Below are 25170 nucleotides of genomic sequence, written 5' to 3'. Positions count from 1 at the left end.
TCAACCGCCTCACTGAAGCTCCCAGGCAGACAAGCGTGGGCGGCCCGCTTGCGTTACCGCCACTTCTACAATCAACGGTCCACCAGCATCCGCTCCCATCTCGAGCCAGACAAATCTTGGCAGTCGCGGTAGTTTCGCAAGCGCTTCCAGCCGAAGATCCAACTCCGGATTTCCGGTTTGTGCCTGCATTTGCGGTTCAGCAGGCCATTGATCCACCCATTGACCCGCATCATTGAAGTAGCGTATCGCACCGGCACTGCCGCCCCACCTAAGGAGTTCGACAACCGCCCGCTTGGGCACACCGTTTGCGCCGCCCTCAGTCTCATCCGCAAGCACTAGCCTTCGCTGATTTCGCGAAACATCGGCTTCGATCCGAATCTCCAGGCTTCTGGACGGTTTCGGCGCGAATCCGAGGGTCTCGCCACTCACCAGTCGAACGCGGTCAGTCGTGCCGACAAACGTCCTTTCCGCTCCAAGCATCTCGACCGTTGCGGAACGGACTAGGTCTCGCACCCACTCCCGTCTCACCGTCAGGAGTTGCCCGTCAAACCCAGCTCGTTGCAATATTGCTTCGACGCGTGCCGCCTGCTGAACGGCTTGCCACAACAAGGTCGCGATCAACGAGGTAAGCGCGAGCGTCACAAGCATTTCCACCAGCGTAAAGCCGGCTGCACGCTGCCACGGCAGTCCCGAGCTTCTCATCTTGCGCGCTCGACATGTGGGGTCTTTGCTTCTGCACGAAGTGCCCCGAACAGCATCCGCCGGCCGACGAGGTCTTGCTCCCATTCGACCGACAACTGCGAATCAAGTTTCTCAAGCTTCGCCGCGATGCGATGAAGGCTCAGCTGCCATCGGGGCACCATGGCACCCCCATGATCAAACTCTGGTCGAGGCGCCTCCAGCAACGCGCTCGTCCAGACCAACTTCAGCTCTCCCTTAATGCGCACGCCCTCTGGTTCAAGCGCCGGATTGATAGTGGCGAGCCATTCGATCCCCTCCAACTGCAATTGCGCTCGACGTTGCACGAGTTCCAGTCGCGAAGCCGTTTGCATGTTCTGACTGAGCCACGCGAAAAGCGCAAGGCCGGAGGTGGCAAGGATCATCAATGCGACCACCACTTCCAACAGCGTGAAGCCACGCACCAGTCCGCTAGGGAGACGAGACGTCACTTCAAGGCGCTTCGCGAACTTGGCCACTGACGGCCTCGACCAACCAGACGTCACGTCGCGCACCTCGGATGATCTCGATCTTGCCGCCTTCTGCAAATCCATTGGCCGCGTATCGGAGCGGCTTGTCTAGCTTCAGGATCACGTGGCCAGACCTATCGGAAATCGCGCTTAGCAACTCCTCCGCCTCCACCTGCCGCGCTTCACCCGCATGGAAGGCCCGGATCGGCATCGCCTCCAAATAGGCCCGAAGGTCAGATTCCAAGCCACGTTCACGGGCACCCATTAGCCAGCCTGAACTCCAGGGAGCGACCAGCCCGGTCATTAGCGCCAGTAGAGCCAGTACAACCAGCATCTCCAGCAGCGTGAATCCAGAGCACTTCGGCTCAGCGGCGATGTGCGCTTGGGCCGCATTGCCCCGCCTTGCGGCTAGAGCGATCGCAAGTGGGATGCCCCGCAACTTAGTTCGGCGGCAAAACACCCAAATCCTGGGCATCACCTTCTCCTCCAGGCTGCCCATCGGCACCCAGCGAGAACAATGCAAATGGCTGGCCATCACGGCCTGGTGTAGCGTACTGGTAGGGATGCGCCCACGGGTCTAGCGGGACCGCTTCATCAAGGTAAGGCCCCCTCCAACGTGTCACCAGAGCGGGATCCGCTGGCGCCCGAGTGAGCAGGCTCAGCCCCTCTTGAGCGGTTGGATAGCGGCCGATATCCAAGCGTAGATTCTCAACTGCGCCACGGAGCAACTTGATCTGAGTGGTTGCCGTGGTGATGCGGCCTTGGTCCACCTTCTTGAAAAGCCTAGGGCCAACCAATCCTGCAATCAGGCCAATGATGGTCAACACAACCAGCATTTCGAGCAAGGTAAAGCCAACGTTTCTGGCGGCGAGGTTGCGATGCGGCTTCGTCGGCATGTGCAAGCGTCGGAAAGAAAGGGATGCGAGTCGATGAGTTCAGCCCTTGCGACTGATCTCATCCTACAAAGAAAAAGGGGCACCGAGGTGCCCCTTGCCCGAAACCGCTAGGCGGCAACGATCAATACGTGCTGCCAGCGTACGGACGCTCCAGCGGGATATAACCAGCAGCGGTACCGTTGACGGCTTGCTGATAGACGCCCTTGACCTTCGAAGCAGCGGAATTGATCGTGAACACGATCGAACCACGCTTGCTGCCGTTATTGAACGTGCAGATGTCCGAAGCGTTCACAGCAGTCGTGCCGGTGTCCAGCGTGAAGGTCTGCTTCGAACCGTACGTCGGGGTGGTAGCGCCTGACGCCCAGGACGTCGGCTCGCCGTGGCAAACCGCTGTCGCCTTGGCGGCAGAACCCGTGTTCTGGAAGAAGAAGCGGGTCAGGTTACCACCTGCGGTATCGTTATTGAAGAACGCCGTGCGTAGTTCGATTGCGTTCGCACCCCAAACCCACCACGAAGCGTTGCCAGCCAGGTTTTGGTCAGGCACATTTGCCAAGGCCGGATCGACGACAGCCGAGACGCCGAAGGTACGCGAAGTACCCAGCGACTTGGTGTTTGCCGTTGGCACCTTCACCTGCACGACAGTGCCGGTAGCGCCAGGAGCGCCATTGGCGAACGACGTACCAGCCGTATTGAACGTCAAAGTGGCACTGGTGCCATTGCCAGCAGCAGCGACCGTCGGGTTCACAACAGTACCACCGAGGTTCACATTGACCACTGCGTTGGCCACATCGAGACCATCCTGATCACCAGTCACGGTGAAGGTCACCTTGGTGACGTGGACCTTAACGTCAAAAGCTGAACCCGTGGCATTCACCAGCGAGTTGTTCGACAACAGCGAGAAGTTGGCTTCTGCAACGGTCGTGGTGTCGGCGTTTTGATTGACGAAACCGAACAGGGGCGAATTGCCACCGTTGAAGTTCACGTCGGCGGTCGTCCCAGTGTCCTGCGCAGCAGAGAGGGTGACAGCACGCTGGCTCTTTGCAACGACGTTAACCAAGCCGTCGGAGTTATCAATGCGGGCGGTTTCACCGAGATCCCAGATACCAACATTGACGCTTTCCGTGGCACCTTCAGCGGCAAGGCTGTGGTTTTGCAGCACCAAGCCAGACAGGTTCAACAGAATGTTGTTGGCCTGCATGGTTTGATTGGTGACGTCCACTTCGTACGCACACTCAGTTGCCGAGGCACGCTTCAGGGAAACGGCGATATTGGCGGCATAGTTGGTACCGCCAGAGCCGACTTCAATCGTCGGAATCGGGCAGGTTCCATTGAACTTGCTGCCGCTGCCCTGAGGCTTCACAACAACCGTGAAGTCTTGGGCAGGCGTACGCGCCACACCAATCTGCGTCTTGATGTCATCAAGCGTGACGGCGGTGGAGTTGGTAATGGCCTCCAAGGCGTAATTGCGTTGGGTGGCCGTTTGGGAGCCAGCGAAGGCGGTGGAACCGCAGGCTGCGGCGGCCGCCACAGCGAGGGCCTTGGTGGTGAAGCTCTTCATCTTGATGAACTCTCCGGATCGTTGTTGCAACAAAGTATCAAACACTTGGATTTAGCGATTCAGCGCTCTCAGCACGCCGCACGGGATGATGCTCTGCCCCTTAACAGGGCCGCAACAGCCACCAATACGGCGACCACTGCGTCGACGCAGAGCGCTCTGCTTCGCCTCCCCCGCGTCATCCGAACTATGCATTTGATGCACGGTCTTCCGAAGCAGGTTGCCGAGCAGCATATCAGACGATTCCAACGGGGTCGGGGGGTTCGACTGCGACCACCCTCGGGGTTTTCCCCTTTCGCGTTGCGTGCACGCATCAATTCTTGGCTACGGTGCCACGGCATGCCCGCGCCAGAGCACGCCCGATTCTGCGCTCGCCATCGGGGGGCCAACGGAAGTGGAGACCGTCCGCAAGATAGACTGCCGCGCTGCATAGAGCCTCTACTGGCGCTGCGACTCGTCTTGCCTCGAATGCGGCCTGCAGCCCCACCTCAACCCCATCTATGACCTCACAAGACGACGATATTGACCGCCTGATTGACGAGCTGGAGCGCGCCGTTTTCCAGCGTAGAACCAAGGAAGGGGTGCAGTTGCTGCTGAATCTGCTTCAAGCGATGAGCCTACGCAGATCCCCATTGGGCATCCTGCCCCAAGCGCCGGCCGAGGACCGCAGAGCGGCCTACACCCGAATCGCGGCAATGATCTCTGCGCTCATCTGCAGCCCAGACTTCCAGATTGACCTTGGCCAGATCGACTTTCTTTCAGGTCGAAAACCCATGCTCGAAGCGATCTTTGAGCTCAGTGGCTACGAAGGCCCCTACCATCTTCTACGCTACAACGGCATCCGAAATGCCGATGACAGTGTCACGCTCCGTTCGAATCAAGTTTTCGTCCTGTCCCTCTTCTATTCGCTCGATGCACTCCCCGACTCGCTGATCCAGGGCGTCCTGAAATTGCCTCCTGATCAGCTGTTACCACTGGTGGTTGGTTGGTTCACTGCGCCGTTCGTTCATCATGCGCGCGGGGAGGCGAACCGGAGCCTGCTGATTGAGAATTGCCATCTGATTGAAGGTGCACGCCCTACCCCTGGGATCATCCAAGCGATGACTTCTGCATGGATGCATTGCAGCTACGCAGACCACGCAGGCAAGCATCGAGTCAAGCAGTCCCTGAATGAGGTCTGGCGGCGCTTGGATCAGATTGGCGGCTTGAAAGGGCGATCTGCTCCACGCCGAGTTGTGGAGCATCCAACCCTCTTGGTCGCAGCAGAGCGCATGACAAATGGTCACGCAATGCTCAGAAGCTACGCGGCGTGCTGGCGCCAACTGAAGTCCAAGTTCAGAACCGTTTGCATGGTTAGCGCCGGCTTCGCAACACCCGAAGTAGCTGAGGAGCTTTTCGACGATGTCGTCTATCTCGAAGAGGGTGTCAACATGAAGGACATTGGTGCACGCATCGTCAAGATGGCTCCTGACATCATCTACTACCCGAGTCTAGGTATGTCGGAGTGGACTCAGATGGTCGCGAACTTGCGCTTCTCGCCGATCCAGGTAATGACGCTTGGGCACCCAGCACCGGCCATGACCGACACGATCGACTACACGCTTGTCCAGCTGGGCCATGGTGAGGCCGCTCATGAGTTTGGAGCCAAAGTCATCGAGAGGTCTGCGTGGGGTCAGTTCATCCCATTCGATGAGTCGTTGGACTTTGATTTCGAGAGTACTCCGTTCGAGGACGGGCGAGTTCACGTGGCGGTAAACAGCTCGCTTATGAAGCTGTCTCCCAGGTTTCTAAACCTGTGCGAACGCATAGAAACCGAAGCTAGCCGCCCCGTTCACTTCCATTTTTTTGCTAGTGCATCCGGAGTGATGTTTGATCGGATCAAGCAAGTCTTTGAACGACGGTTTAGACGCTTCACCCTTGAGCCTTCGCGAAACTATGCTGCATTCCTAAAAACACTCAAGCGCTGCGATGTCGCCCTTGCCGCTTTTCCATTTGGCAACACCAACAGTACCGTCGACACTTGTCTGCTTGGCGTGCCGACCGTTGCGTACTTCGCCAACGAGGTTCTTAGCATTGGTGATCGTGACGTCATGCGCATGGTCGGACTACCCTCATGGCTTGTGTCGGACAACGACGAAGACTACTTTCAGACGGCTATGAAGCTGATCCACGATGACGTCGCGCGACAAGCCATCGTTGATCAGCTCAAAGCTACCGACGTCAAGGCCAAGCTCTTTCGACCACCGCGCCCGGAGGATGAAACCGAGTTCGTCGACGCTTTTGACTGGATCTATCGCAATCACGAGGCCCTTCAGGCCAGTTCACACCACCTGCTGAAGGTCGGCGAGCCCATCCCTGCCTGAGCACCCCGTCATGAGCCAGAAACCGATCTACGTCACTCAGCCACACTTGCCGCCGTTTGAGGAGTTTTTGCCGTACCTCAAAGAGGTTTGGGACAGCAAGTTCCTCACCAACGGCGGGCCGATGCACCAGAAGTTCGAGCGGGCGCTGTGTGAGTATCTTGGTGTCAATCAGATCGCACTCTTCTCGAACGGCACCTTGGCGTTGCTCACAGCATTGCAATCGCTGCGAATCACGGGTGAGGTGATCACGACCCCGTACTCCTTCGTAGCGACGGCGCATTCGCTGCTGTGGAACGGCATCAAGCCCGTGTTCGTGGATGTGGACCCGGTGAACCTGAACCTCGATCCCTCCAAGATCGAAGCCGCCATCACGCCGCAGACGACCGCCATCATGCCGGTGCATTGCTACGGTCACCCTTGCGACATCGCAGCGATCGAGCGGATTGCCGACACCTACAACCTCAAGGTGATCTACGACGCAGCACACTCATTCGGCGTCGAAGCGGATGGCCAGAGCGTTTTGAACGCCGGCGACCTCTCCGTCCTGAGCTTCCATGCCACCAAGGTCTTCAATACCTTCGAGGGTGGCGCCATTGTTTGCAAGGACGCCAAGACCAAGCTGCGCATCGATCAGCTGAAGAACTTCGGCTTTGTAGACGAAGTGACCGTCGTGGCGCCTGGCATCAACGGCAAGATGAGCGAGTTCAACGCGGCGCTGGGTTTGCTCCAGTTGCAGCACGTTGACGAGGCACTGCGCCTCCGTGGTCAGATTGACAGGCAATACCGACAGGCACTTGCAGACATTCCCGGCATCGAGTGCCTGCCTCCGAGCCCTGGCAGCAAGCACAACTATTCTTACTTTCCGATCCTGGTGAAGCCTGAATTCGGGGGCTCGCGCGATGAGCTGTACACGGCCCTGCGCCGCGAAAACATCTACGCGCGCCGCTATTTCTACCCCTTGATCAGCAGCTTCCCGATGTATCGCGCGCTGCCCTCGGCCGCGCCTGCCAACCTACCCGTTGCCACCCGCGCCGCTGAGCAAGTGCTCTGCTTGCCGATCTACCCAGACCTGACCTCCTCTCAGCAAGACCAGATCGTCGACGTGATCCGTGCCCAACGACGCTGAGCTGCCATGCGCTTGGCGATCATGCAGCCCTACTTCCTGCCTTACATCGGCTACTGGCAGCTGATGGCGGCGGTAGACGCCTTCGTCGTCTACGACCGCATCAAATACACAAAAAAGGGCTGGATCAACCGCAACCGCATGCTGCTGAACGGCAGCGATGCCATGTTCTCGCTTCAATTGACGCAGGGCTCTGACGCCCTGATGGTTTGCGAGCGGGAGTTGGCGCCCGCCTTTGATCGCCGCAAGTTGCTGGCTCAACTCGAAGGGGCCTACCGCAAGGCTCCTCAGTTCGAGGCGCTGCTGCCCTGGCTGCAGAGCATCGTGCTGCACCCGGCTGCCAATCTGTTCGACTATCTCTGGCAGTCCATCGTCAAGGTGCGAGATTGTCTGGGACTCACGACGCAGCTGGTCGTCTCGTCGACGGTGGCGCACGACGAAAGCCTGAAGGCTCAGGACAAGGTCCTCGCGCTGTGTGAGGCGCTCGGCGCAAGCACCTATATCAACGCCATCGGCGGCCATGAACTGTATGACCGCGAGGCTTTCGCGGCGCGAGGCATCGAACTCAAGTTCCACAAGGCCCTGCCCTTCGAGTACCCCCAGTTCGGCAACGCATTCGTGCCCTGGCTGTCCATCCTGGATGTGCTGATGTTCAACCCCCCGGAGGCCGTGGCCGAGGCCGTCCGCACCCGATTCGAACTGCTTTGAACCCGTATCGCTGGACCAAACTTGGTCGCCCGTTCGTGCCTCAGGAGATCCATGACCGCCCCTGGTTGCGCAGCTTCGCCCAGGCGCCCCACGTACTGCACCTGCCGGATCGGCTCCGAGTCTATTTTTCGTGCCGTCCTGAGCCTGATGCCCGGGGGCAGTTCGTCTCCTACTCGGCCTGGGTAGACCTCGACCGACAGCACCCGCTCCGGGTGCTCGACATGGCTGAGCAGCCCATCCTGTCTCTCGGCGGTCTTGGCTGTTTTGACGAGTTCGGCACCTACCCCGTGTCGGTCATCCCGCAGGGCGATGTGCTGCGCGCGTACTACGCCGGTTGGACGCGCTGCGAGTCAGTCCCTTTCGACACCGCCATCGGCACTGCCGTCAGCCGAGATGGCGGCAGGACCTTCCAGCGCGAAGGCGATGGCCCGCTGCTGGCGGCCAGCCTGAACGAACCCTATGTCATCAGCGGCCCCAAAGTCAGGCGCTTCAACGTCCCTGGCATGGGTCAATACCAGCTCTTCTACATTGCCGGCCGCAACTGGAAGCAGGTCGATGGCAAGCCCGAGCCGGTCTACAAGATCCGCATGGCCACCTCCGACGATGGCCTGCGCTGGCAGCGGCAGGACCGCGACCTGATCGAGAGCCGCATCGAGCCCGACGAGGCGCAAGCCAGCCCCGATGTCTTCGAGTCGGGCGGGCGCTTCCACATGTTCTTCTGCTACCGCTACAGCGCAGGCTTCCGCGGCAAGGAGAAGGGCTACCGCATAGGCTATGCGTCAAGCTCGGATCTACTGAACTGGGTTCGCAACGATGCTCGCGCTGGTCTCGATGTGTCACCCGAAGGCTGGGACAGCGAGATGGTGGCCTACCCCCACGTATTCCAGGTCGACGGCGTGACTTACCTCGCCTACCTCGGCAATGGCGTCGGCCGCGAGGGCTTCGGCATTGCCCGTCTCGAAGGAGACCTCTGATGCACTGGCGCAAGCTCGGGCGCATCTTCAATCCTTTCGATCACGCCCTGCCTGGCGCGGGAGCCGGCTTTGCGCAATCACCTCAGGCTGTGGTGCTGCCGGACCGCGTGCGGGTGTTTTTCGCCACCCGAGCCCGCGACGAGAGCAATGGCAAGTTCTTGAGCCAAGTCGCCTTCGCTGACTTCTCGCGCGACCTGCGGACCGTGATCGGCGTGAACGCGGCGCCTGTGCTCCCGCTCGGCGGGTTGGGCAGCTTCGACGAACATGGCATCTTCCCGTTCAGCCCGACCGTCGTCAGCAACGAGATATGGGCCTACACCACCGGCTGGAGCCGCCGCGTCGCGGTATCGGTCGAGACCGCCGTGGGCCTGGCCATAAGCCGTGACGGTGGCTGCAGCTTCGAACGCGCCGGCCCCGGCCCCGTGCTCGGGCCCAGCCTGCACGAGCCCTGCCTCGTTGGCGACGCCTTTGTGCGCCGCTTCAACTGCCTCTTCCACATGTGGACCATGTTTGGCACCGGCTGGAAGGAATTCGCCGGCGAGCCGGCGCCCGACCGCATCTACAAGATCGGCCACGCCACTTCGCCTGATGGCATCCACTGGACCAAAGAGGAGGGCCGCGCCCTCATCCCTGACCGGCTCGGCGCCGACGAATGCCAAGCCCTGCCTTCGGTGATCCAGGTCAACAACCGCTACCTGATGGTGTTCTGCTATCGCGAGGCCTCCGGCTTTCGCACCGATCCATCGCGCGGCTACCGGCTCGGCCAGGCCTGGTCCGACGACCTTGTCAATTGGACGCGCGCCGATGACCTGCCTCGCTTCGAGCGAGAGCCGGACGCCTGGGACGGCGACATGGTGTGCTATCCCCACCTGACCGAGATCGACGGCCGCGTTGTGCTGCTCTACAACGGCAACGCCTTTGGCCGTGAAGGCTTCGGCGCGGCGTTGCTCGAACCGTGAGCAGCTTGCGCTTCGCCCGGGACGAGGCCAACGCCGCCCAACTGCTGGCTCATCTGCAGGCCACAGACACAAGCTTCATCCCACCGCTGAGCCACCGACTCGAACTCGCCGCCTACGCTGAAAAGCTCGCGGCGCGTGCGACCCGCATCGAGGTCTGGGACGGCCCAGTGCTGGCGGGCTGCATCGCCATGTATGCCAATGACCCGGATCGCGGCGGCTTCATCAGCAGCGTCAGCGTGCTGCCAAGCCACCAGGGGCAAGGTCTGGCCGGCCAACTGCTGGAGCGCACGCTGCAGCTAGCGATCGAGCTTGACCTGAAGCGCATTCGGCTTGAAGTCCACAACGACAATGCGCCCGCGCGCGCGCTGTACCGCCGCCATGGTTTCCGGGCCGAGCCCACACCCACCGACTGCCCCACCCTCATTCTTGAACGAGCGCTTTGATGAGCAACCCACGCGACTACAACGCCGAGCACGCCGACAACGCGCGCCAGTACGCCTACGGCTTCGATTTCGACGTGATGCACCCACTGATGGTGCGCTCCTTTGCCCCGTTTTTTAGGCCGGGCAGCATGCTGGAGCTGGGCAGCTTCAAGGGCGACTTCACCCGCCGCCTGGCCGAGCACTTCAGCGACATCACCTGCGTCGAGGCCTCGGACCAAGCCATGCAGGAGGCCAAGCAACGGCTTGGCGACAAGTTTCAAGGCGTCAATGCGCTCTTCGAGCAGGTCCAGTTGCCCCGCCGCTACGACAACATCGTGATGACCCATGTGCTAGAGCACCTGGACGATCCGATTGCCGTGCTCTCCCGCGTCAATCGCGAATGGCTCGTGCCCGGTGGCCGCTTCTTCCTGGCCTGCCCCAACGCCAACGCGCCGTCACGCCAGATTGCGGTCAAGATGGGCCTGATCGACCACAACGCCGCCGTCACGCCGGCCGAGGCCGAGCACGGCCACCGCTGCACCTATGCGCTCGACACCCTGGAGCGCGACGCCACGCGAGCCGGCCTCAAGGTGCTGCACCGCTCCGGCATCTTCTTCAAGGCGCTTGCCAACTTTCAGTGGGACCGGCTGCTGAAGACCGACATCATCACGCCAGCCTACCTGGAGGGCTGCTACCAGCTCGGCCAGCAGTACCCCGACCTGTGCTCCACCGTCTTTCTGGTTTGCGAAGCCGGTCAGTAAGCTCACGGAACGATTCATGGCACTTGCCCACCTGCACATCCAAATACTCATGGCCTTGCGGCGCGGAGGCTACGTTGGCGGTGGAAAGACGCCAAACCTGCTCGAGTTGGGCGAGCAAAACTGGTTCGGCGATGTGGACGCGAACGAACTTCCCGACATAGCCGACCAGTTGGGTGTGCCAGCAACACTAAAGAAGGAGGTCGAGGCACAACTTGCCGAAACGCTGGAGACCGGGGGCGACTGGCAGCGCTTCCACATCGCCAAGTTGTTTTACCGCCTCGTGTATGAGCATGAACGCTATGTCGCCATCGACCTCAATGGTTCGCCCGGCGTGGCGCTCGCCTATGACTTGAACTCACCCGTGCCTCTCCAGGGGCAATTCGAAGTCGTTACAAACTTCGGCACCTCAGAGCATGTGTTCAATCAATACCAAGTCTTCAAGACCATGCACGAGCATTGCGCCCCCGGGGGCCTGATGCTCCACTCCGTTCCCAACCAGGGGGCCTACGACCACGGGTTTTTCAATTACCAACCGACGTTTTTCTTTGACCTCTGTGAGGCCAACGGATACGGCGCGATCCTGCTTGGTCACGTCGATTGCAGCGGGACGATTCACAAACTCACCGAAATACGCAACCGGGCGGCCTACGTCGCCCTAGCTGTGCAAGGGCGCCTGAGCAAAGAATCAGGCCTCTTCGCTGTCCTACGGATGCCAGAAAGCAAGCAGGACTTCTCCCCCCCGCGCCAAGGCTATTACGAAGGCCGGTTGCCGGATGAGTTGGCTGAAGCATGGCGGCAAATGAAGCGATGAGTGAAGCCAAAGTGATCTGGCTCACAGGCCTTTCCGGGGCCGGCAAGAGCACCTTGGCAGAGGGCTTGTCAGTGGCCCTGCGCGCACGCGGTGAGCGCGTGGCTTTGCTAGACGGCGACGCGCTGCGGCGCGGCCTGTGTGCCGACCTCGGCTACAGCGATGCTGACCGCGTCGAGAACATCCGCCGCACGGCCGAGGTGGCCCGGCTGATGCTCGACCAAGGCCTGTGGGTGCTGGTGGCCCTGATTTCACCCTTTGCCCGCGAACGTCAGCTAGCGCGCGAGCGCTTTGCGCCGGGGCGCTTCTACGAGGTACACGTCCATGCACCACTGGCCGTGGCCGAGCAGCGCGATCCCAAGGGCCTCTACGCGAAGGCGCGCCGCGGTGAGATACGGCAGTTCACCGGCATCGACTCGCCTTACGAGGCGCCCGAAGCACCGGAGCTGCGCGTCGACACCGCGGAGTGCACGCCTGATCAGGCCATAGAGCGCCTGACGGCCGCTCTCACTTAGCGCCTTCGCGCTCGCGGATGGCGTCGTCCAGCCCGACGAGCAGAGCAGCGCGGTGCGGTATGACCTGCTGGAGCTGATAGCGCGCACCCAGCAGCTGCATCACGAAGGGCAGATTGGCCTGCCCCTTGGTCATGCTGGTGGACAGGTCCATCTGGCTGGCGACGAACTGCTGAACCGCCTCCGGCTGCATCTCGGCCAATGCCTTGCGGATCGCGAGGATGGCCGGTGCTACGTCGTCCCAAGGCATCGCCGCTACCTGACGACGCGTAGTCTCGCGCAGCCAGGCGTCATCAGCCCTTTCCAGGGCCTGTCGCGCCAGCAACTCGTTCAGCAGTCCTGCGGTGCGACGGCCAGACTCGCCGGTCTGCAACTCGCGGACCGCCTGAGTGTACTGAAGCACGGCCTTCCAGTCGCTACGCGCCTGGGCCAGTGCGGTGCGATAGACCAAGAGCTCAACCTTCTCGCCTGCGCTGAAGGTGGCCTCCTGCTGGCCACGAGCCTCCAACCGAGACTGCACCGTCGCAAGCACCGGGTACCAGGCAGCAGCGGGCGCCATCAGCAGTTCACTCGGCCTGCTCTTCAGTTCGATCTGCCCGGCCGACCAAGGCACCTGCGCGCCCGCTCCTCCCAGCCCGAGGGCCAGACTTGCCGACACCACAAAACCACGAATGCTCAAAATCATCGACATCCTCGACTCAATGTGGAACATGAAACTCTGCGCCCAACCAGCGCCGCAGCAACTCGCGTGGCCCTGCGTCAGGCGAAGTGAGTAGATCCTGCAGCACGACCGCACCAGCACCGTCGTTGACGAGGCGCGCCACGCGCAGGCCGGTGCAACTGGTGGGCTCGGTGGCCTCGCGGTCGGCGAGCAGTTCCTCGAAGAGCTTCTCGCCAGGGCGCAGCCCAGTGAACTCGATCCGGATCTCGTCGAGGCCGTGTCCACTCATGCGGATCATCTGCTGCGCGAGGTCAACGATTTTCACTGGCTCACCCATGTCGAGCACCAGCACCTGACCACTCTCGCCAATCACCGCTGCCTGGATCACCAAGCGGGCCGCCTCGGGAATGGTCATGAAGTACCGAATGATGTCGGGGTGCGTCACCGTCACAGGGCCACCACGCGCAATCTGTTCCTTGAACTTCGGGATCACGGAGCCGCTCGAGCCCAGCACATTGCCGAAACGCACGGCCATGAAGCGCGTGCCCGAATGTTCCAGGGCCACTTCTGCCAAAACCAGTTCGGCGGCGCGCTTGGTCGCCCCCATCACATTGGTGGGGTTGACGGCCTTGTCCGTGCTGATGAGCACAAAGCGCCGGACGCCAGCTTCAGCCGCAGCCAGGGCAGCGTGATACGTGCCTAGCGTGTTGTTGCGCAGGCAAGCCAGCGCGTTGGTCTCTTCTTCCATCAAGGGTACGTGCTTGAACGCGGCCGCATGGAAGACCACCTCCGGTCGATGCAACGCCATGCAATCGCGCAGGTGCTGGAGCTCTTTCACATCACCGATCAGCCTTATCAGTTGCACATGCGGAAAAGCCTGCGACAGATCCTGGTCGATGCTGTAGAGCGCGAATTCGCTAAGCTCATAGAGCACGATGGTGTGCGGGCCGTAGCGGGCTATCTGGCGACACAACTCGCTGCCGATACTGCCACCCGCGCCGGTCACCATGACGACCTTGCCGTTCAGCGTCTCTGCAATTCCAGCCTCGTCCAGCTGCACTGGCGGGCGGCCGAGCAGGTCCTCGGGCTCGATGTCGCGGACCTCGTTGACCCGGCGGCCCGCCAGCAGTTCAGCGCTGCTGGGCACCGTGAGGACGGGCAGATGGGTTTCGGCAGCCAGGTCGAGCGCGCGGCGGCGCTCGGGGCCTGTGGCGGCGGGCATGGCGACGATGAGGTGGGTGGCCCCGTGCAGCTCGGCAAAGCGCGGTGCGTCGGTCAGGGCGCCGAGCACGGGCAAGCCTGCGACGCGGGCATGGCGCTTGGCAGGGTCATCGTCAAGAAAACCGACCACCACCCAGCCGGCGCTGTGCTGAATGCCGGCCACGAGCAGGCGCCCAGCGTCGCCCGCACCCATGACGAGGGCTCGGCGCTGCTCATGGCTGCTGCCGCTGATGCGGCTGCGCATGTGCTCATAGAGCATGCGATAGCCCATGCGCATCATGGCCAGCAGCATCAGGGTGAAGAGCGGGTGCAGCGCCAGGACGGCGCGGGGCACCTCGTGCAGCGCGGCCATGCGCACGCCCAGGGCGGCCAACAGGCCCGCAAGCCCGCAGGCCACCGCCAGACGCTTGACCTCGCCGAAGCCCGAGAAGCGCCACATGCCCTTGGGAACTCGCAAAGCCTTGAACACGAGCGCGTAGACCGCCACCAACCCGAGCAAGACCCAGCCGTCGTAGCTCGGACGGGCGCTGAACCAGCGCTCGAAGCCGAGACGGAACAAATAGGTGCCCTGCCAGGCCAGGGCCACAACGGCAGCGTCCAGCAGTAGTGCCAGGCGCTCACGCTGCGGGCGCAGGCGGGTGAGGACGGTGTCGAGTTGCTGCCAGTTCATGATCGGGGGCGGGATTGTCGCCGCGCGCTCACCGGGTCAGCTGCCGGCCCAACAGCCGGCCAAGCGTCTGCAGGATGAGCCGCAGGTCGGTGGCCAGCGAAGCCTCGGCCGCGTAGCGCGCGGACAAAGCCAGCTTGGCCGGCAGGATGACCTCCACGTACTCACGCTCAGGGTCGCCGGCGGCGGCCAGCAGCTCGGCCTCGTGGCTGAAAGCAAGCGCGGCTGGGTCGGTAATGCCGGGGCGAACGGCCAGCACCTGGTCGCGCAGCGCGGGCGGGTAGAGCGCCACATAGCGCGGCACCTCGGGCCGCGGGCCGACGAGGCTCATGGCGCCGCGCAGCACGTCCCAGAGCTGGGGCAGCTCGTCGCACTTGCTACGACGCAGCCAGGCACCGCTGCGGGTGATGCGTGGGTCCTGCCCGATGGTGATCAAAGGGCCAGGCTCCACACGCATGGTGCGGAACTTGTGGATGAGGAAGGGCCGGCCATGGCGACCGACACGCTCTTGGCGGAAGAGCACGGGCCCGGGTGAATCAAGCCTGACCCAGGCCGCAATCAGCAGCAGCAAGGGCGCCAGCACCAGCAAGCCGATGCCGGCCGCCAGCACATCGAACAGGCGCTTGGCCACGACGACTCAGGCCTCCAACAGCGCTCGCACGGCGCCGATGACGCGCTCCACGTCGGCATCGCTCATGGCCGTGTAGAGCGGCAGGCTGACCATGGTCTCGAAGGCCTTTTGCGAGTGCGGGAACTGCTCAGGCATGAGGCCGTAGCGATCACGCCAGTAGGGGTGCAGGTGCAGGGGCACATAGTGGACGCTGCAGCCGATGCCGGCGGCGAACATGCCTTCGATGAAAGCGTCGCGGTCGATGGGCGCCGTGTCGGCCAGGCGCAGCACATAGAGGTGCCAGGAGTGCGTGTCGCCCTCGGGCGCCTCGGGCGGGAGGATGACGGGCAGGTCGGCAAAGGCCGCCTGGTAGCGGGCCGCGATGGCCTCTCGCCGCGCCTGGAAGGCCGGCAAGCGCTTGAGTTGGTGCAGGCCCAGCGCGGCGGCGATGTCGGTGAGGTTGTACTTGTAGCCCGGTGCCACGATCTCGTAGTACCAGCTAGGCACCTTGGCGGTGAAGCGGTCAAAGGCGTCGCGGTTCATGCCATGCAGGCGCATCACGCGGGCGCGCTTGGCGAGCTGGGCGTTGCGGGTGACCAGCATGCCACCCTCGCCTGTCGTCATGGTCTTGTTGGCGTAGAAGCTGAAGACCGTGGCGTCACTGCCCAGCGTGCCGATCAGCTCCTTCTCGATGGTGCTGGGCAGCGCGTGCGCCGCGTCCTCCACGACGCGCAGGCCGTGGCGGCGGGCGATGTCGAGCAGCTCCAGCATGTCCACCGCCAGGCCGGCGTAGTGGACCGGGATGATGGCGCGCGTCCTGGGCGTGATGGCGGCCTCGACCTGGGCGAGGTCGATGTTGAGCGTGGCGGGGTCGATGTCCACCAGGCGCACGTCGGCGCCCAGGTAGCGCACCACCTCGGCCGTAGCGGTGAAGGTGTGGGTGGTTGTGATGACCTCGTCGCCCGGGCCGATGCCGATGGCCTCCAGCGCGAGGTGCAAGCCCGCCGTGGCCGAGTTGACGGCGATGCATTCGATCTGCGGCTCGTTCAGGAACTCGGCAAACGCGGCCTCGAATCGCTTGGCCTTGGGGCCGGTGGTGACCCAGCCGGACTTGAGGGTGTCGACGACTTCAGCTATCTCGTCGTCCCCGATCTCAGGCAGGGCGAAGGGCAAAAAAGGCAGGGGCGAACTCATGCGGCGGATTGTCGTTTCTCGATCCACACCAGGCGGTGGGTGCGCAGCAGAGGCAGCGCGTTGAAGAGGCCGTACAGGCCCGGGTGCACGCGGCACACGGCGCGCGCCAGCGGTGGCGCGAGGGTCAGGCGCTCTGCGCGCAGCACGCCCTCGGGGAAGAGCGCACGCACGCGGGCCAGCGGCACGCCGCGCACATCGGGGTTGCCGGGGTTGTTGACGACGAAGTCGTACCAGACGACGGCGCCGCCCGGCTTGAGCCAGCGCCACATGGCGGCGGCCAGGCGCTGCTGCAGGTCAGCGTCCAGGATGGACGAGAACACGGTGAACTGCAGCACCAGGTCCTGGCTGGCGGGCGCTATTGAAGCCGTGGTGGCGTCGCCCCCCAGCAATCGCACCGCAGCGGGCAGGCAGGCCTGCGCAGCGGCCAGGCGCTCGGGCAGCAGCTCCAGGCCCGTCAAGTGCTCGGGCTGGCAGCCCAGGCGCAGCAGGTCCAGCAGGTTGCCGCCCGCGCCGCAGCCCACCTCCAGCACGCGCCAGTGCTGCGGGCCTGTGGGCTGGCGCGCCAGGCCGCGCAGCAGCGCGCGGTGCCGCTCGGCCCAGATCTGCCAGACGTCGGGGCGCAGCAGCGAGTAGCGGTCGGCCGCCGACGCGCCGCGCCGTGCGTAGCGGGCCTCGATCTGGGCCAGCTCGTCGTGGCTCACCGCAGGGCCTCGATGAAGCGGGCGGCGAGCTTTGGGTAGGCGTGGTGGGCCAGGGCGTAGGCGCGGCCCCGGGCGCCCAGGGCGGCGCGCTCATCCGCGCTCATCGCAGCCAGGCGCTGCAGGCCCTGGGCCACGGCGACCGGGTCCTCGGGGGCCACAGTCAGGCCGCAGCCAGCGTCGCGCACGGGGTCGTTGCCAGCCTCGACGGAATGCAGGATGGCGCGGCCGGCCATCATGTAGTCGATCAGCTTGTTGGGCGCGATGCCGAAACGGTAGATGGGCGTGCGCTGCCAGCCGATGTAGGCAATGTCGAACGCGCCCAGCAGCGTCGGGATCTGGGCCTTGGGGATGGCGGGGAAGAAGGCCACGTTGGGCAGGCCCCGGGCCCGCTCGGCCAGGCGGGCGGCCTCGTGGCCCTGGCCCACCAGCACGAAGGCGATCGGGGCAATCTCTGCATCAGGCAACTGCTCGGCCGCGTCCAGCAGCACGTCCAGCGCATTGGGCAGGCCCATGCTGCCGGCGTAGCCCACCACCACGCGCCCGGCCGCCTGCTGTGCGGCCAAATGCGCCGCCAGCTCGGGCGCGAGCGGCGCACCAGGTGCCGCCCATTCCTCGGGCGCAAAGCCATTGGGCACGATGTGCAGGCGCGCCAGGTTGAGCTTGTGCGCCTTCATGTAGACCTGCACCTTGGGCAGCATCGAGATCACGCGGTCGCAGTCGCGGTAGGCGTCGTTCTCGGCCTTCTGGCAGAGCATGGCAAAGGGGTGGCGGCGCGACATGCCGGACAGCTCGATCAGCGACAGCGGCCAGAGGTCGTGCACCTCATAGACCAGCTTGGCATCGGCCATCCGAGCAATGCGGCGCGCCACCCAGATGTCCATCGGGTAGGTGCTGGAGGCGATCACCGCCTCGGGCCGCAGCTCGCGCGCCAGCCGCGCGGCATCCAGCCACACCTGCCGCAGGAAGGACGCGATATTGCGCAGCCGCCCCACCCCATTGCCCTGGTAGACAGGGGTGGGCAGCCAGCGGTAGCGGATGCCGTCGATCAGCTCCTCCACCGGCGCTGCGCCCACTTCAGGCTGCACCGCCCGCACATGGGACTGCGAGGCCGCGACGATGGTCACCTCGTGCCCCGCACGCACCCACTCGCGCGCCAGGTAGTAGGGCCGGAACTCCATGCCGTGCCGGGGCGAACCGGCGTAGTGGTTGATGAGCAGGATCCTCATGCGCGGGACAGCTCACGCAGCCGCGTCAAGAAGCGCTGCACACCGGGCTCGAAGAGGCCGTGCTGCTGCACCCACTGGCGGTTGGCCGCTGCCAGTTGCTCGGGCTGCAGTTGCACCAAGCGCTTGGTGATGCCCTTGGGCTCGTAGACGATGAGGCCGCGCTCCGAATTGCCGATCAACTCGCGGTTGGCCGGCAGGTCAGACAGCAGCGGCACGCAGCCGTGGGCCATGGCCTCCAGCACCGAGACCGAGACCGAGTCGCTCTCGGGCAGGCTCAGGTACCAGCTGGCCTGGTCGTAGTAGCGCGCCTGCTCGTCGGCGCCCAGCCGGCCCACAAAGCTGACCTTGTCAGCGAGGCCCCGGCCCATCACGTCGTTCTCCAGCCAGGGGCGCAGCGAGCCATCATTGGCCATCACCAGCCGGGCCGGCGGGCACTGCGAGGCAATGCGCGCAAACACTTCCAGCACCAGCTGCGGGCGGTAGAGCGGCTCCAGGCCCCGGTTGGCAAAAAAGAGCCAGGGCTCCTTCTCACCGCGCTGGCGAGGCATGGCCTCCAGCCCGAAGGGGAAAACCATCACCTCCCCAGCGCCCAGCTCGCGCATCTTGTCGGCCATGTGCTGCGAGTCCGACGTGGTGACGGCGCAGGCCTTGAGCACCTTGCGGGTCAGCCAGCGGTAGGCCGCGCTCTGATCCGGCGTGACGAGGATGTCACTCCCCCAGGCCGAGCCCGCGATCTGCGCGCGCAGCCGCCACCCGAGCCTGGCCGCCCAGGCCAGGCTGCCGTGGGAAGTGAGGTAGTGGGCGTGGATCCAATCGGCATCCACGGCCGACAGCCACGCGCCCACCTTGGGCAGCTGCTTGAGCAACGCAATATTGCCGCCGCCATGCTCGGGCCGGGTGTTCAACGCGAGGCGCTGGGCATCGGGCACCAACAACTCCCAGCCCGGCATGAAGCCGCGCGAGGAGATGGCCCAGAGCTGCACGCGGGGCGCCAGCGCACGCGCCCACTTCAGCAAATGCGGGCTCTCGCCATCGCCAATCAAGACCAGGCGCAAGCCGCCGGAAAGCGCGGTCCGGCCCAGGGTCTGGCCCAGGGTTTGGCGTGACGGTGGGCTGGGCAGGCGGCGCGTCTTCATGGCTTGGCTCCGGCCCAGGCGGCATAGGCCTCGGCCAGCTCGGGGTGCTTGGCGATCAAGGCGGCATCACGCTCGCGCGTGTCGCCCACGGGGCGCGCAGGCTGGCCGGCCATGATGGCGAAGTCGGGCGCATCGCCGCGCAGCTGGCCATAGGCGCAGAGGATGGCGCCCTTGCCCAGGCGGCTCCCAGGCTCGATCAAGCTGTGCGGCCCCACAAAGCTGTAGGCCCCGAGGTGGATGGCGCCCTTGCGGTAGCCGGGCAGCTCGCCGCCCAGGGTGGCGGTGCGGCGGCCGTTGACGCGCAGGGTGTCATGGGTGCTGTGGGTCACGATGGAACAGAAATTGGTGATCTGCACGCCCTCTTCGACCACCAGGCCGTGCGTCGCGTCGATGAAATTGAACTGACCGATGAAGACGTGGTCCGCCAGCCGCAGGCCGGCCTCGCCCTCGATGCAGGTGCTGGGCGCGATGCGCGTGTGCGGCTGCCCGGCCTCGCCAAAGACCATGCGGTGCAGCAGCGCGCGGGCCAGGCGCCGACGCCAACGGTTGAACAGGGTGCGCATCATCGAGGCCAGTGCCAGAGCTTCCAGAAGAAGTAGCCGAAGTAGAGCAGCATCGCCGCCGACACCCCCCAGCCCGCGCCGGTGAGCCCGCCCCACCAACTGCCCAGCGTCAGCCCGGCCAGGAAGAGCACCTGCCCCACGAGCGCCAGGCGCAGCCCCCAGGCCTGCGCGCCCCAGGCCATCAACACGACCGACAGCGGCGAGGCGATGAAGTGCAGCGCCACATAAGGTGCCAGGCTGCGCGCCAGCTCACCCGACGGGGCCCAGGCCGGCCCAAAGGCCCAGACGAAGAGCGCTGGCCCCCAGAGCAGCAGCACCGCCATCAGCGGCAGGGCCAAGGCGGCCAGCAGCAGCAGGCTGCGGCGCACCAGCGGGCGGCCATCGGCCTCTCGCGCAAGCTGCGGATAAAGCGTCTGCGACAGCGCCCCGCCCACCAGGCTGGCCGGCGCCTTCAGGTAGCGCAGGGCCAGGGCCCAGGCGCCGGCCGCAGCGTCGCCCCAGCAGGCCGCCAGCAGCGCCAGGGCCAGCGTGTCCTGCAGCACGCCCACGAAGGCATGTGGTGTGTTGAGCAGCGGGAAGTCGCGGTGCTTGTGCGCCAGATCGCGCCAGGGCTGGGCCTGCAGCAGGCGTCGCCAGCCGCCCTCGGGGGCCGGCCGCATCTGCAGCCAGGCAGCGGCTGCGGCGCCCAGCGTGGCACCAGCCATCAAGCCCCAGACGCCCCAGGCCAGCAGCCCCGCGCCCACCTGCGCCACGGCCGCCCCACCCCATTGCACAAAGCGGCCCGCCGCCAAGGCGCGGAAGGCGCCGCCCCGCGCCGCCCATTGCGCCATCCATTGGCTCAAGCTGCTGGCGGCCACGGCCAGGGGCAGCGCGGCGGCCAGCGGCAGGTCGGCCCAGAGCATCCAGGCCGCGCCCACCAGCACCGACGCACCCACCACCGCCAGCCACACCCGCAGGCACAGCGCCATCAAGCGCGCGGCGGCGGGCTCCTCAAGCTCCAGCGCCAGCGCAAACTCGTAGCGCGCACAGCCCACCACGGCCAGATTGGCCGCCACCGACCACACCAGCGCGAACTGCCCCCACTCGGCCGGCGTGTACAGCCGCGCCAGCCACGGGCCCAGCAGCAATGGCAGGGCCTGCGCCAAGGCGCTGCCGCCCAGCAGGGTCAGCGTGGCGCGCGTCAGGCGGTGGGAATCGGTCATGCGGCGGTCATAGGGCGCAGGATTCTAAAATCGCGGCCCCTTGTGAAGGCCCACGATGACCACGCCGAATTCCGCCCCTGCTGTTGCCTCCCCCGCCATTGACGAGAACCAGCTGATCACCGAGCGCCGCGAGAAGCTCGCCGCGCTGCGGGCCTCGACCCCCATCCCCTTCCCCAACGACTTCAAGCCCCAGCACCGCGCGCTGCCGCTGCAGACCGAGTACGGCGCCCTGGAGAACGAGGCGCTGGAGCCGCAAGCGCTCAAGGTCAGCGTCGCAGGCCGGCTGATGCTCAAGCGCATCATGGGCAAGGCCAGCTTCGGCACCCTGCAGGACGCCACCGGCCGCATCCAGCTCTTCGTCACCAAGGACGGCGTGGGCGAGGCCAGCTACGAGCAGTTCAAGCACCTGGACCTGGGCGACATCGTGGGCGCTGAGGGCACGCTCTTCAAGACCAAGACCGGCGAGCTGTCGGTGCGCGTCAGCTCCTTGCGCCTGCTGACCAAGAGCCTGCGCCCCCTGCCCGACAAGTTCCACGGCATGAGCGACCAGGAGCAGAAGTACCGCCAGCGCTATGTCGACCTGATCACCGATGAAGAGGCCCGCAAGCGCTTCGTCGCGCGCAGCAAGGCGGTCAGCTCCATCCGCAACTTCATGGTCGACCACGGCTTCCTGGAAGTCGAGACGCCCATGCTGCACCCCATCCCCGGCGGCGCCAACGCCAAGCCCTTCATCACCCACCACAACGCGCTGGACCAGCAGATGTTCTTGCGCATCGCGCCCGAGCTTTACCTCAAGCGCTTGGTGGTGGGCGGCTTCGAGCGCGTGTTCGAGATCAACCGCAACTTCCGCAACGAAGGCATCTCGGTCCGGCACAACCCCGAGTTCACGATGATGGAGTTCTATGCGGCCTACTGGACGCATCACGACATCATGGACTTCACCGAAGCCGTGCTGCGCGACGCCGCCATCCACGCCACCGGCAGCGCGGCCCTCAGCTACGCCGGCAAGCCCGTGGCGCTGGACAAGCCCTTTGCCCGCGTCTCGGTGCGTGACTCGCTGATCCGCTACGCCGGCCTGACCGAAGCCGAGGCTGACAGCCCGGAAGTGCTGCGCGCCAAGATCGTCGCCAAGGGCGAAGAAGCCCCGGCGCGCTGGAGCCTCGCTGAGCTGCAATTCGGGCTCTTCGAAGCCGTCGTCGAAGAAAAGCTCTGGGACCCGACCTTCATCATCGACTACCCCGTCGAGGTCTCGCCCCTGGCCCGCGCCTCCGACACCAACCCCAAGATCACCGAGCGCTTCGAGCTCTTCATCACCGGCCGCGAGTACGCCAACGGCTTCTCCGAGCTGAACGACGCCGAAGACCAGGCCGCCCGCTTCCAGGCCCAGGTAGCCAACAAGGACGCTGGCGACGAAGAGGCCATGTTCTACGACGCCGACTTCATCCGCGCACTGGAGTACGGCATGCCCCCCACCGGCGGCTGCGGCATCGGCATCGACCGCCTCATCATGCTGCTGACCGACTCCCCCTCGATCCGCGACGTGGTGCTGTTCCCGGCGCTGCGGCGGGAGGGGTGAGACCCTGGCGGGCGCCGGCAGACTGACACCTCAGCATGCCGGCCTACCGCGTCCTTGTCCTGGGCGGCTACGGCTTCTTCGGCAGCCGCTTGGTAGAGCGCCTGTGCCGGCAGCCGGGGCTGGAAGTCTTGGTCACCGGTCGCTCACTGCCCCAAGCGCAGGCTCGGGTCCAGCGCCTCCAAGCCAGCGCCGTGAGTTCGTTGCGCGCGCTGGCCTTGGACATCAACGCGCCCGACTTCGACGCCCAGCTCCGCAGCCTAGCCCCCGCGGTGGCGATCCACACCTGCGGCCCCTTTCAGAGCCAGAGCTATCGCGTTGCCGAGGCCTGCATCGAGGCCCGTGCCCATTACATCGACCTCGCCGACGGCCGTGACTTCGTCTGCGGCATCCACCGCCTGGACGCCGCCGCGCGCGAGGCCGGCGTGGCCGTGCTGAGTGGGGCCAGCTCGGTGCCGGCGCTGTCGAGTGCCGCGGCGGACCATCTGAGCGCGGGCTTCGAGCGCCTGCACAGGATTGACATCGGCATCAGCCCCGGCAACAAGACCGAGCGCGGGCTCTCGACAGTGCAGGCCATCCTCAGCTACTGCGGCAAGCCGCTGCCGGCAGCGGCAGGTGCGCTGCGCCACGGCTGGGTCGGCCGCTGGGCGCATCGCTACCCGGCGCCCGTCGGGCTGCGCTGGTTGTCGCCCTGCGATGTGCCTGACCTGGCCCTGCTGCCGCAGCGCTACCCCGGCCAGCCCGAGGTGCGGTTTGGCGCGGGACTGGAGCTCAAGCTGCTACACGCAGGCATGAACTTGATGGCGCAACTGGCGCGCTGGGGCTGGGTGCGCGACTGGTCACGCCACGCTAACTGGCTCAAGCGCGCGTCGGACGCCTTGCGGCATTTCGGCACCGACGCCGGGGCCATGCACGTGTGCGTGACGGGCTTGCAGGCCCTTGGCCGCACGACCTTCCGGACCTGGACTTTGTGCGCCACACGCGGCGATGGGCCGTACGTCCCCACACTGGCCGCCGCTGCCCTGGTGCGCCGTCTGCGAGCCGGCGATGCGAGCCTGATCGGCGCCCAGCCCTGCGTTGGCCTGCTCAGCCTCGCCGAGTTCGCCCGCGAGTGCGAGGGCTTGAACATCGAGATGGGAGAGACCACCGGTGGCTGAACTCGCCATGTACTGCCAGGCCCTGGGGCCGGCCTTTGAGCAACTGCCCCAGGCCGTGCGACGCTTTCATACGCTCAGCGGCAATTGGTCGCTGACCGGGCAGGTCGAGACCGATGCCCCCGCCACCTGGCTGGCCCGATGCCTGGCCTGGTGCCTGGGCACGCCCCGCCAGGCCACGGCCGGCGCGATTCGCTTTGAGCTGCATGCCTCGCCCACTGCCGAAACCTGGACCCGCCACTTCCCAGCGCAGACCATGCGGTCCACCCTGCGCCTGGTGAGGCAGGAGTTGCACGAGTCGCTCGGCCTGTCGCGCCTGCGCTTCCGGCTCGCCGCCAGCCCGCAGGGGCTGGAGATGCAGTTGGTGGGGCTGCGCTTCCTGGGCTTGCCCTGCCCGACCTGGCTGATGCCCCGCGTCGTGGCCCGGGAGTACGGGGACGGGCAGCGCCTGCACTTCGAGGTAAGCGCCGAGGTGCCCGGCCTCGGGCGCGTGGCCGGCTATCGTGGCCATCTGGATCTGCCTGAGGCCCCGTGATCATCGTCTTCGACGCGCACTGCCTGCTCTGCAATGCCTGGGTGCAATTCCTGCTCCCGCGTGACCGCGTCGGCCGGATCCGATTTGCGTCCATGCAGGGCCAGACGGGCCAAGCCTTGTTGAAGCAGGCGGGCCTGCAGGTGAACAGTCTGCAAACCCTGCTGGTGGTGGACGGTGATCGATCCTGGCAGCACACGGCGGCGATCTTCCGTGTCTTGCACGCCTTGGGCTGGCCTTGGCGCCTGGCTTGGCTGGCTTGGCTGATACCAGCCCCCATCCGAGACCCGCTCTATCGCCTGATCGCCCGTAACCGCTACCGCTGGTTCGGCCGGACTGAGGCCTGCCTCGTGCCTCCGACCGACAAAGCGGCGCGCTTCCTGGACTGACGATCACTCAGGCCGCCGCTCCCTGCGCCCCGAACCAAAGCAGAAAGGGCGCCCCTCCCGGGGCGCCCTGCGA

The 25170-nt window shown here is 65.0% G+C and carries 27 protein-coding genes; 13 read left to right on the top strand and 14 right to left on the bottom strand.

Features of this window, described 5'->3' with window-relative positions; genetic code table 11:
- Positions 1 to 9: 9 nt before the first annotated feature.
- The 5 genes from ABDJ85_RS17655 to ABDJ85_RS17635 all read right to left on the bottom strand — a co-directional run bounded on the left by ABDJ85_RS17655 (position 10) and on the right by ABDJ85_RS17635 (position 3641).
- Positions 10 to 702 (bottom strand): PulJ/GspJ family protein, encoded by a 693-nt coding sequence (locus ABDJ85_RS17655; protein ID WP_347706110.1) that lies wholly within the window; start codon positions 700 to 702, stop codon positions 10 to 12.
- Positions 699 to 1196: a type II secretion system protein gene (locus tag ABDJ85_RS17650; RefSeq protein WP_347706109.1), complete on the bottom strand. Its 498-nt coding sequence runs from the start codon at positions 1194 to 1196 to the stop codon at positions 699 to 701. The genes ABDJ85_RS17655 and ABDJ85_RS17650 overlap by 4 nt, the downstream gene beginning before the upstream one ends.
- Positions 1171 to 1662, bottom strand: coding sequence for a prepilin-type N-terminal cleavage/methylation domain-containing protein (locus ABDJ85_RS17645; protein WP_347706108.1), 492 nt, complete (start codon positions 1660 to 1662; stop codon positions 1171 to 1173). Before ABDJ85_RS17645 ends, ABDJ85_RS17650 begins: the two co-directional genes overlap by 26 nt.
- Entirely contained in the window at positions 1628 to 2083 is a 456-nt protein-coding gene (gene gspG, locus ABDJ85_RS17640) for a type II secretion system major pseudopilin GspG (RefSeq protein ID WP_347706107.1), read from the bottom strand. Before gspG ends, ABDJ85_RS17645 begins: the two co-directional genes overlap by 35 nt.
- Positions 2084 to 2204: 121 nt before the next feature.
- Complete coding sequence (locus ABDJ85_RS17635) at positions 2205 to 3641, bottom strand: hypothetical protein (protein ID WP_347706106.1); 1437 nt, start codon at positions 3639 to 3641, stop codon at positions 2205 to 2207.
- Between the two features lie 497 nt (positions 3642 to 4138).
- On the opposite strand from ABDJ85_RS17635, the gene ABDJ85_RS17630 reads away from it, so the two are divergent.
- From ABDJ85_RS17630 to cysC, 9 genes are all read left to right on the top strand, one after another.
- Complete coding sequence (locus ABDJ85_RS17630; RefSeq protein WP_347706105.1) at positions 4139 to 6001, top strand: hypothetical protein; 1863 nt, start codon at positions 4139 to 4141, stop codon at positions 5999 to 6001.
- A 10-nt stretch (positions 6002 to 6011) separates the two neighbouring features.
- Positions 6012 to 7127, top strand: coding sequence for a DegT/DnrJ/EryC1/StrS family aminotransferase (locus ABDJ85_RS17625; RefSeq protein ID WP_347706104.1), 1116 nt, complete (start codon positions 6012 to 6014; stop codon positions 7125 to 7127).
- A 6-nt stretch (positions 7128 to 7133) separates the two neighbouring features.
- On the top strand, positions 7134 to 7832 hold the full coding sequence (locus tag ABDJ85_RS17620) for a WbqC family protein (RefSeq protein WP_347706103.1): 699 nt from the start codon (positions 7134 to 7136) through the stop codon (positions 7830 to 7832).
- Between the two features lie 221 nt (positions 7833 to 8053).
- The gene (locus ABDJ85_RS17615; protein WP_347706102.1) at positions 8054 to 8806 is read left to right on the top strand and encodes a glycoside hydrolase family protein; all 753 of its coding nucleotides are present in this window, start codon (positions 8054 to 8056) and stop codon (positions 8804 to 8806) included.
- Positions 8806 to 9765 (top strand): hypothetical protein, encoded by a 960-nt coding sequence (locus ABDJ85_RS17610; RefSeq protein ID WP_347706101.1) that lies wholly within the window; start codon positions 8806 to 8808, stop codon positions 9763 to 9765. The genes ABDJ85_RS17615 and ABDJ85_RS17610 overlap by 1 nt, the downstream gene beginning before the upstream one ends.
- Positions 9762 to 10208: a GNAT family N-acetyltransferase gene (locus tag ABDJ85_RS17605; protein WP_347706100.1), complete on the top strand. Its 447-nt coding sequence runs from the start codon at positions 9762 to 9764 to the stop codon at positions 10206 to 10208. The genes ABDJ85_RS17610 and ABDJ85_RS17605 overlap by 4 nt, the downstream gene beginning before the upstream one ends.
- Positions 10208 to 10948: a class I SAM-dependent methyltransferase gene (locus ABDJ85_RS17600; RefSeq protein ID WP_347706099.1), complete on the top strand. Its 741-nt coding sequence runs from the start codon at positions 10208 to 10210 to the stop codon at positions 10946 to 10948. The genes ABDJ85_RS17605 and ABDJ85_RS17600 overlap by 1 nt, the downstream gene beginning before the upstream one ends.
- Positions 10949 to 10964: 16 nt before the next feature.
- On the top strand, positions 10965 to 11759 hold the full coding sequence (locus ABDJ85_RS17595) for a methyltransferase domain-containing protein (protein ID WP_347706098.1): 795 nt from the start codon (positions 10965 to 10967) through the stop codon (positions 11757 to 11759).
- On the top strand, positions 11756 to 12271 hold the full coding sequence (gene cysC, locus ABDJ85_RS17590; RefSeq protein WP_347706097.1) for an adenylyl-sulfate kinase: 516 nt from the start codon (positions 11756 to 11758) through the stop codon (positions 12269 to 12271). Before ABDJ85_RS17595 ends, cysC begins: the two co-directional genes overlap by 4 nt.
- Here cysC and ABDJ85_RS17585 read toward each other — a convergent pair.
- From ABDJ85_RS17585 to ABDJ85_RS17545, 9 genes are read right to left on the bottom strand one after another with little or no spacing between them, the layout of a single operon-like run.
- Positions 12264 to 12980, bottom strand: a complete 717-nt coding sequence (locus ABDJ85_RS17585; RefSeq protein WP_347706096.1) for a hypothetical protein — start codon at positions 12978 to 12980, stop codon at positions 12264 to 12266. The genes cysC and ABDJ85_RS17585 overlap by 8 nt on opposite strands.
- Positions 12967 to 14820 (bottom strand): polysaccharide biosynthesis protein, encoded by a 1854-nt coding sequence (locus tag ABDJ85_RS17580; protein ID WP_347706095.1) that lies wholly within the window; start codon positions 14818 to 14820, stop codon positions 12967 to 12969. The genes ABDJ85_RS17585 and ABDJ85_RS17580 overlap by 14 nt, the downstream gene beginning before the upstream one ends.
- Before the next feature lie 28 nt (positions 14821 to 14848).
- Positions 14849 to 15448 (bottom strand): sugar transferase, encoded by a 600-nt coding sequence (locus tag ABDJ85_RS17575; RefSeq protein ID WP_347706094.1) that lies wholly within the window; start codon positions 15446 to 15448, stop codon positions 14849 to 14851.
- A 6-nt stretch (positions 15449 to 15454) separates the two neighbouring features.
- Positions 15455 to 16621: a DegT/DnrJ/EryC1/StrS family aminotransferase gene (locus ABDJ85_RS17570; RefSeq protein ID WP_347706093.1), complete on the bottom strand. Its 1167-nt coding sequence runs from the start codon at positions 16619 to 16621 to the stop codon at positions 15455 to 15457.
- Positions 16618 to 17322: a class I SAM-dependent methyltransferase gene (locus ABDJ85_RS17565; RefSeq protein WP_347706092.1), complete on the bottom strand. Its 705-nt coding sequence runs from the start codon at positions 17320 to 17322 to the stop codon at positions 16618 to 16620. The genes ABDJ85_RS17570 and ABDJ85_RS17565 overlap by 4 nt, the downstream gene beginning before the upstream one ends.
- A complete protein-coding gene (locus tag ABDJ85_RS17560) occupies positions 17319 to 18548 on the bottom strand; it encodes a glycosyltransferase family 4 protein (RefSeq protein ID WP_347706091.1) in 1230 nt (409 codons plus the stop codon). The genes ABDJ85_RS17565 and ABDJ85_RS17560 overlap by 4 nt, the downstream gene beginning before the upstream one ends.
- A complete protein-coding gene (locus ABDJ85_RS17555; RefSeq protein WP_347706090.1) occupies positions 18545 to 19684 on the bottom strand; it encodes a glycosyltransferase family 4 protein in 1140 nt (379 codons plus the stop codon). Before ABDJ85_RS17555 ends, ABDJ85_RS17560 begins: the two co-directional genes overlap by 4 nt.
- Positions 19681 to 20250 carry an acyltransferase gene (locus ABDJ85_RS17550; RefSeq protein WP_347706089.1) on the bottom strand — a complete coding sequence of 190 codons (570 nt, stop codon included), beginning with the start codon at positions 20248 to 20250 and terminating at the stop codon, positions 19681 to 19683. Before ABDJ85_RS17550 ends, ABDJ85_RS17555 begins: the two co-directional genes overlap by 4 nt.
- A complete protein-coding gene (locus ABDJ85_RS17545; RefSeq protein ID WP_347706088.1) occupies positions 20247 to 21449 on the bottom strand; it encodes a lipopolysaccharide biosynthesis protein in 1203 nt (400 codons plus the stop codon). Before ABDJ85_RS17545 ends, ABDJ85_RS17550 begins: the two co-directional genes overlap by 4 nt.
- A 55-nt stretch (positions 21450 to 21504) precedes the next feature.
- On the opposite strand from ABDJ85_RS17545, the gene lysS reads away from it, so the two are divergent.
- The 4 genes from lysS to ABDJ85_RS17525 are packed head-to-tail and all read left to right on the top strand — an operon-like array spanning position 21505 to position 25097.
- The gene (gene lysS / locus ABDJ85_RS17540) at positions 21505 to 23025 is read left to right on the top strand and encodes a lysine--tRNA ligase (RefSeq protein WP_347706087.1); all 1521 of its coding nucleotides are present in this window, start codon (positions 21505 to 21507) and stop codon (positions 23023 to 23025) included.
- Between the two features lie 35 nt (positions 23026 to 23060).
- Complete coding sequence (locus ABDJ85_RS17535; RefSeq protein WP_347706086.1) at positions 23061 to 24179, top strand: saccharopine dehydrogenase family protein; 1119 nt, start codon at positions 23061 to 23063, stop codon at positions 24177 to 24179.
- Positions 24172 to 24711: a DUF4166 domain-containing protein gene (locus tag ABDJ85_RS17530; protein ID WP_430765566.1), complete on the top strand. Its 540-nt coding sequence runs from the start codon at positions 24172 to 24174 to the stop codon at positions 24709 to 24711. The genes ABDJ85_RS17535 and ABDJ85_RS17530 overlap by 8 nt, the downstream gene beginning before the upstream one ends.
- Entirely contained in the window at positions 24708 to 25097 is a 390-nt protein-coding gene (locus ABDJ85_RS17525; RefSeq protein ID WP_347706085.1) for a thiol-disulfide oxidoreductase DCC family protein, read from the top strand. The genes ABDJ85_RS17530 and ABDJ85_RS17525 overlap by 4 nt, the downstream gene beginning before the upstream one ends.
- The last annotated feature ends 73 nt before the right edge of the window (positions 25098 to 25170 follow it).

This window comes from Roseateles paludis (genome assembly GCF_039872745.1).
In the GTDB taxonomy this organism is placed as follows: domain Bacteria; phylum Pseudomonadota; class Gammaproteobacteria; order Burkholderiales; family Burkholderiaceae_C; genus Pelomonas; species Pelomonas paludis.
Note: the sequence above shows the minus strand (reverse complement) of the source record. Positions and strands in the feature narration are given on the sequence as shown.

Coding starts and splice junctions, on each gene's coding strand:
- ABDJ85_RS17655 (WP_347706110.1), bottom strand. CDS start 702: ATGAGAAGCTCGGGACTGCCGTGGCAGCGTGCAGCCGGCTTTACGCTG.
- ABDJ85_RS17645 (WP_347706108.1), bottom strand. CDS start 1,662: ATGCCCAGGATTTGGGTGTTTTGCCGCCGAACTAAGTTGCGGGGCATC.
- gspG (WP_347706107.1), bottom strand. CDS start 2,083: ATGCCGACGAAGCCGCATCGCAACCTCGCCGCCAGAAACGTTGGCTTT.
- ABDJ85_RS17635 (WP_347706106.1), bottom strand. CDS start 3,641: ATGAAGAGCTTCACCACCAAGGCCCTCGCTGTGGCGGCCGCCGCAGCC.
- ABDJ85_RS17630 (WP_347706105.1), top strand. CDS start 4,139: ATGACCTCACAAGACGACGATATTGACCGCCTGATTGACGAGCTGGAG.
- ABDJ85_RS17625 (WP_347706104.1), top strand. CDS start 6,012: ATGAGCCAGAAACCGATCTACGTCACTCAGCCACACTTGCCGCCGTTT.
- ABDJ85_RS17620 (WP_347706103.1), top strand. CDS start 7,134: ATGCGCTTGGCGATCATGCAGCCCTACTTCCTGCCTTACATCGGCTAC.
- ABDJ85_RS17615 (WP_347706102.1), top strand. CDS start 8,054: ATGGCTGAGCAGCCCATCCTGTCTCTCGGCGGTCTTGGCTGTTTTGAC.
- ABDJ85_RS17610 (WP_347706101.1), top strand. CDS start 8,806: ATGCACTGGCGCAAGCTCGGGCGCATCTTCAATCCTTTCGATCACGCC.
- ABDJ85_RS17600 (WP_347706099.1), top strand. CDS start 10,208: ATGAGCAACCCACGCGACTACAACGCCGAGCACGCCGACAACGCGCGC.
- ABDJ85_RS17595 (WP_347706098.1), top strand. CDS start 10,965: ATGGCACTTGCCCACCTGCACATCCAAATACTCATGGCCTTGCGGCGC.
- cysC (WP_347706097.1), top strand. CDS start 11,756: ATGAGTGAAGCCAAAGTGATCTGGCTCACAGGCCTTTCCGGGGCCGGC.
- ABDJ85_RS17585 (WP_347706096.1), bottom strand. CDS start 12,980: ATGTTCCACATTGAGTCGAGGATGTCGATGATTTTGAGCATTCGTGGT.
- ABDJ85_RS17580 (WP_347706095.1), bottom strand. CDS start 14,820: ATGAACTGGCAGCAACTCGACACCGTCCTCACCCGCCTGCGCCCGCAG.
- ABDJ85_RS17570 (WP_347706093.1), bottom strand. CDS start 16,621: ATGAGTTCGCCCCTGCCTTTTTTGCCCTTCGCCCTGCCTGAGATCGGG.
- ABDJ85_RS17560 (WP_347706091.1), bottom strand. CDS start 18,548: ATGAGGATCCTGCTCATCAACCACTACGCCGGTTCGCCCCGGCACGGC.
- ABDJ85_RS17555 (WP_347706090.1), bottom strand. CDS start 19,684: ATGAAGACGCGCCGCCTGCCCAGCCCACCGTCACGCCAAACCCTGGGC.
- ABDJ85_RS17550 (WP_347706089.1), bottom strand. CDS start 20,250: ATGATGCGCACCCTGTTCAACCGTTGGCGTCGGCGCCTGGCCCGCGCG.
- ABDJ85_RS17545 (WP_347706088.1), bottom strand. CDS start 21,449: ATGACCGATTCCCACCGCCTGACGCGCGCCACGCTGACCCTGCTGGGC.
- lysS (WP_347706087.1), top strand. CDS start 21,505: ATGACCACGCCGAATTCCGCCCCTGCTGTTGCCTCCCCCGCCATTGAC.
- ABDJ85_RS17535 (WP_347706086.1), top strand. CDS start 23,061: ATGCCGGCCTACCGCGTCCTTGTCCTGGGCGGCTACGGCTTCTTCGGC.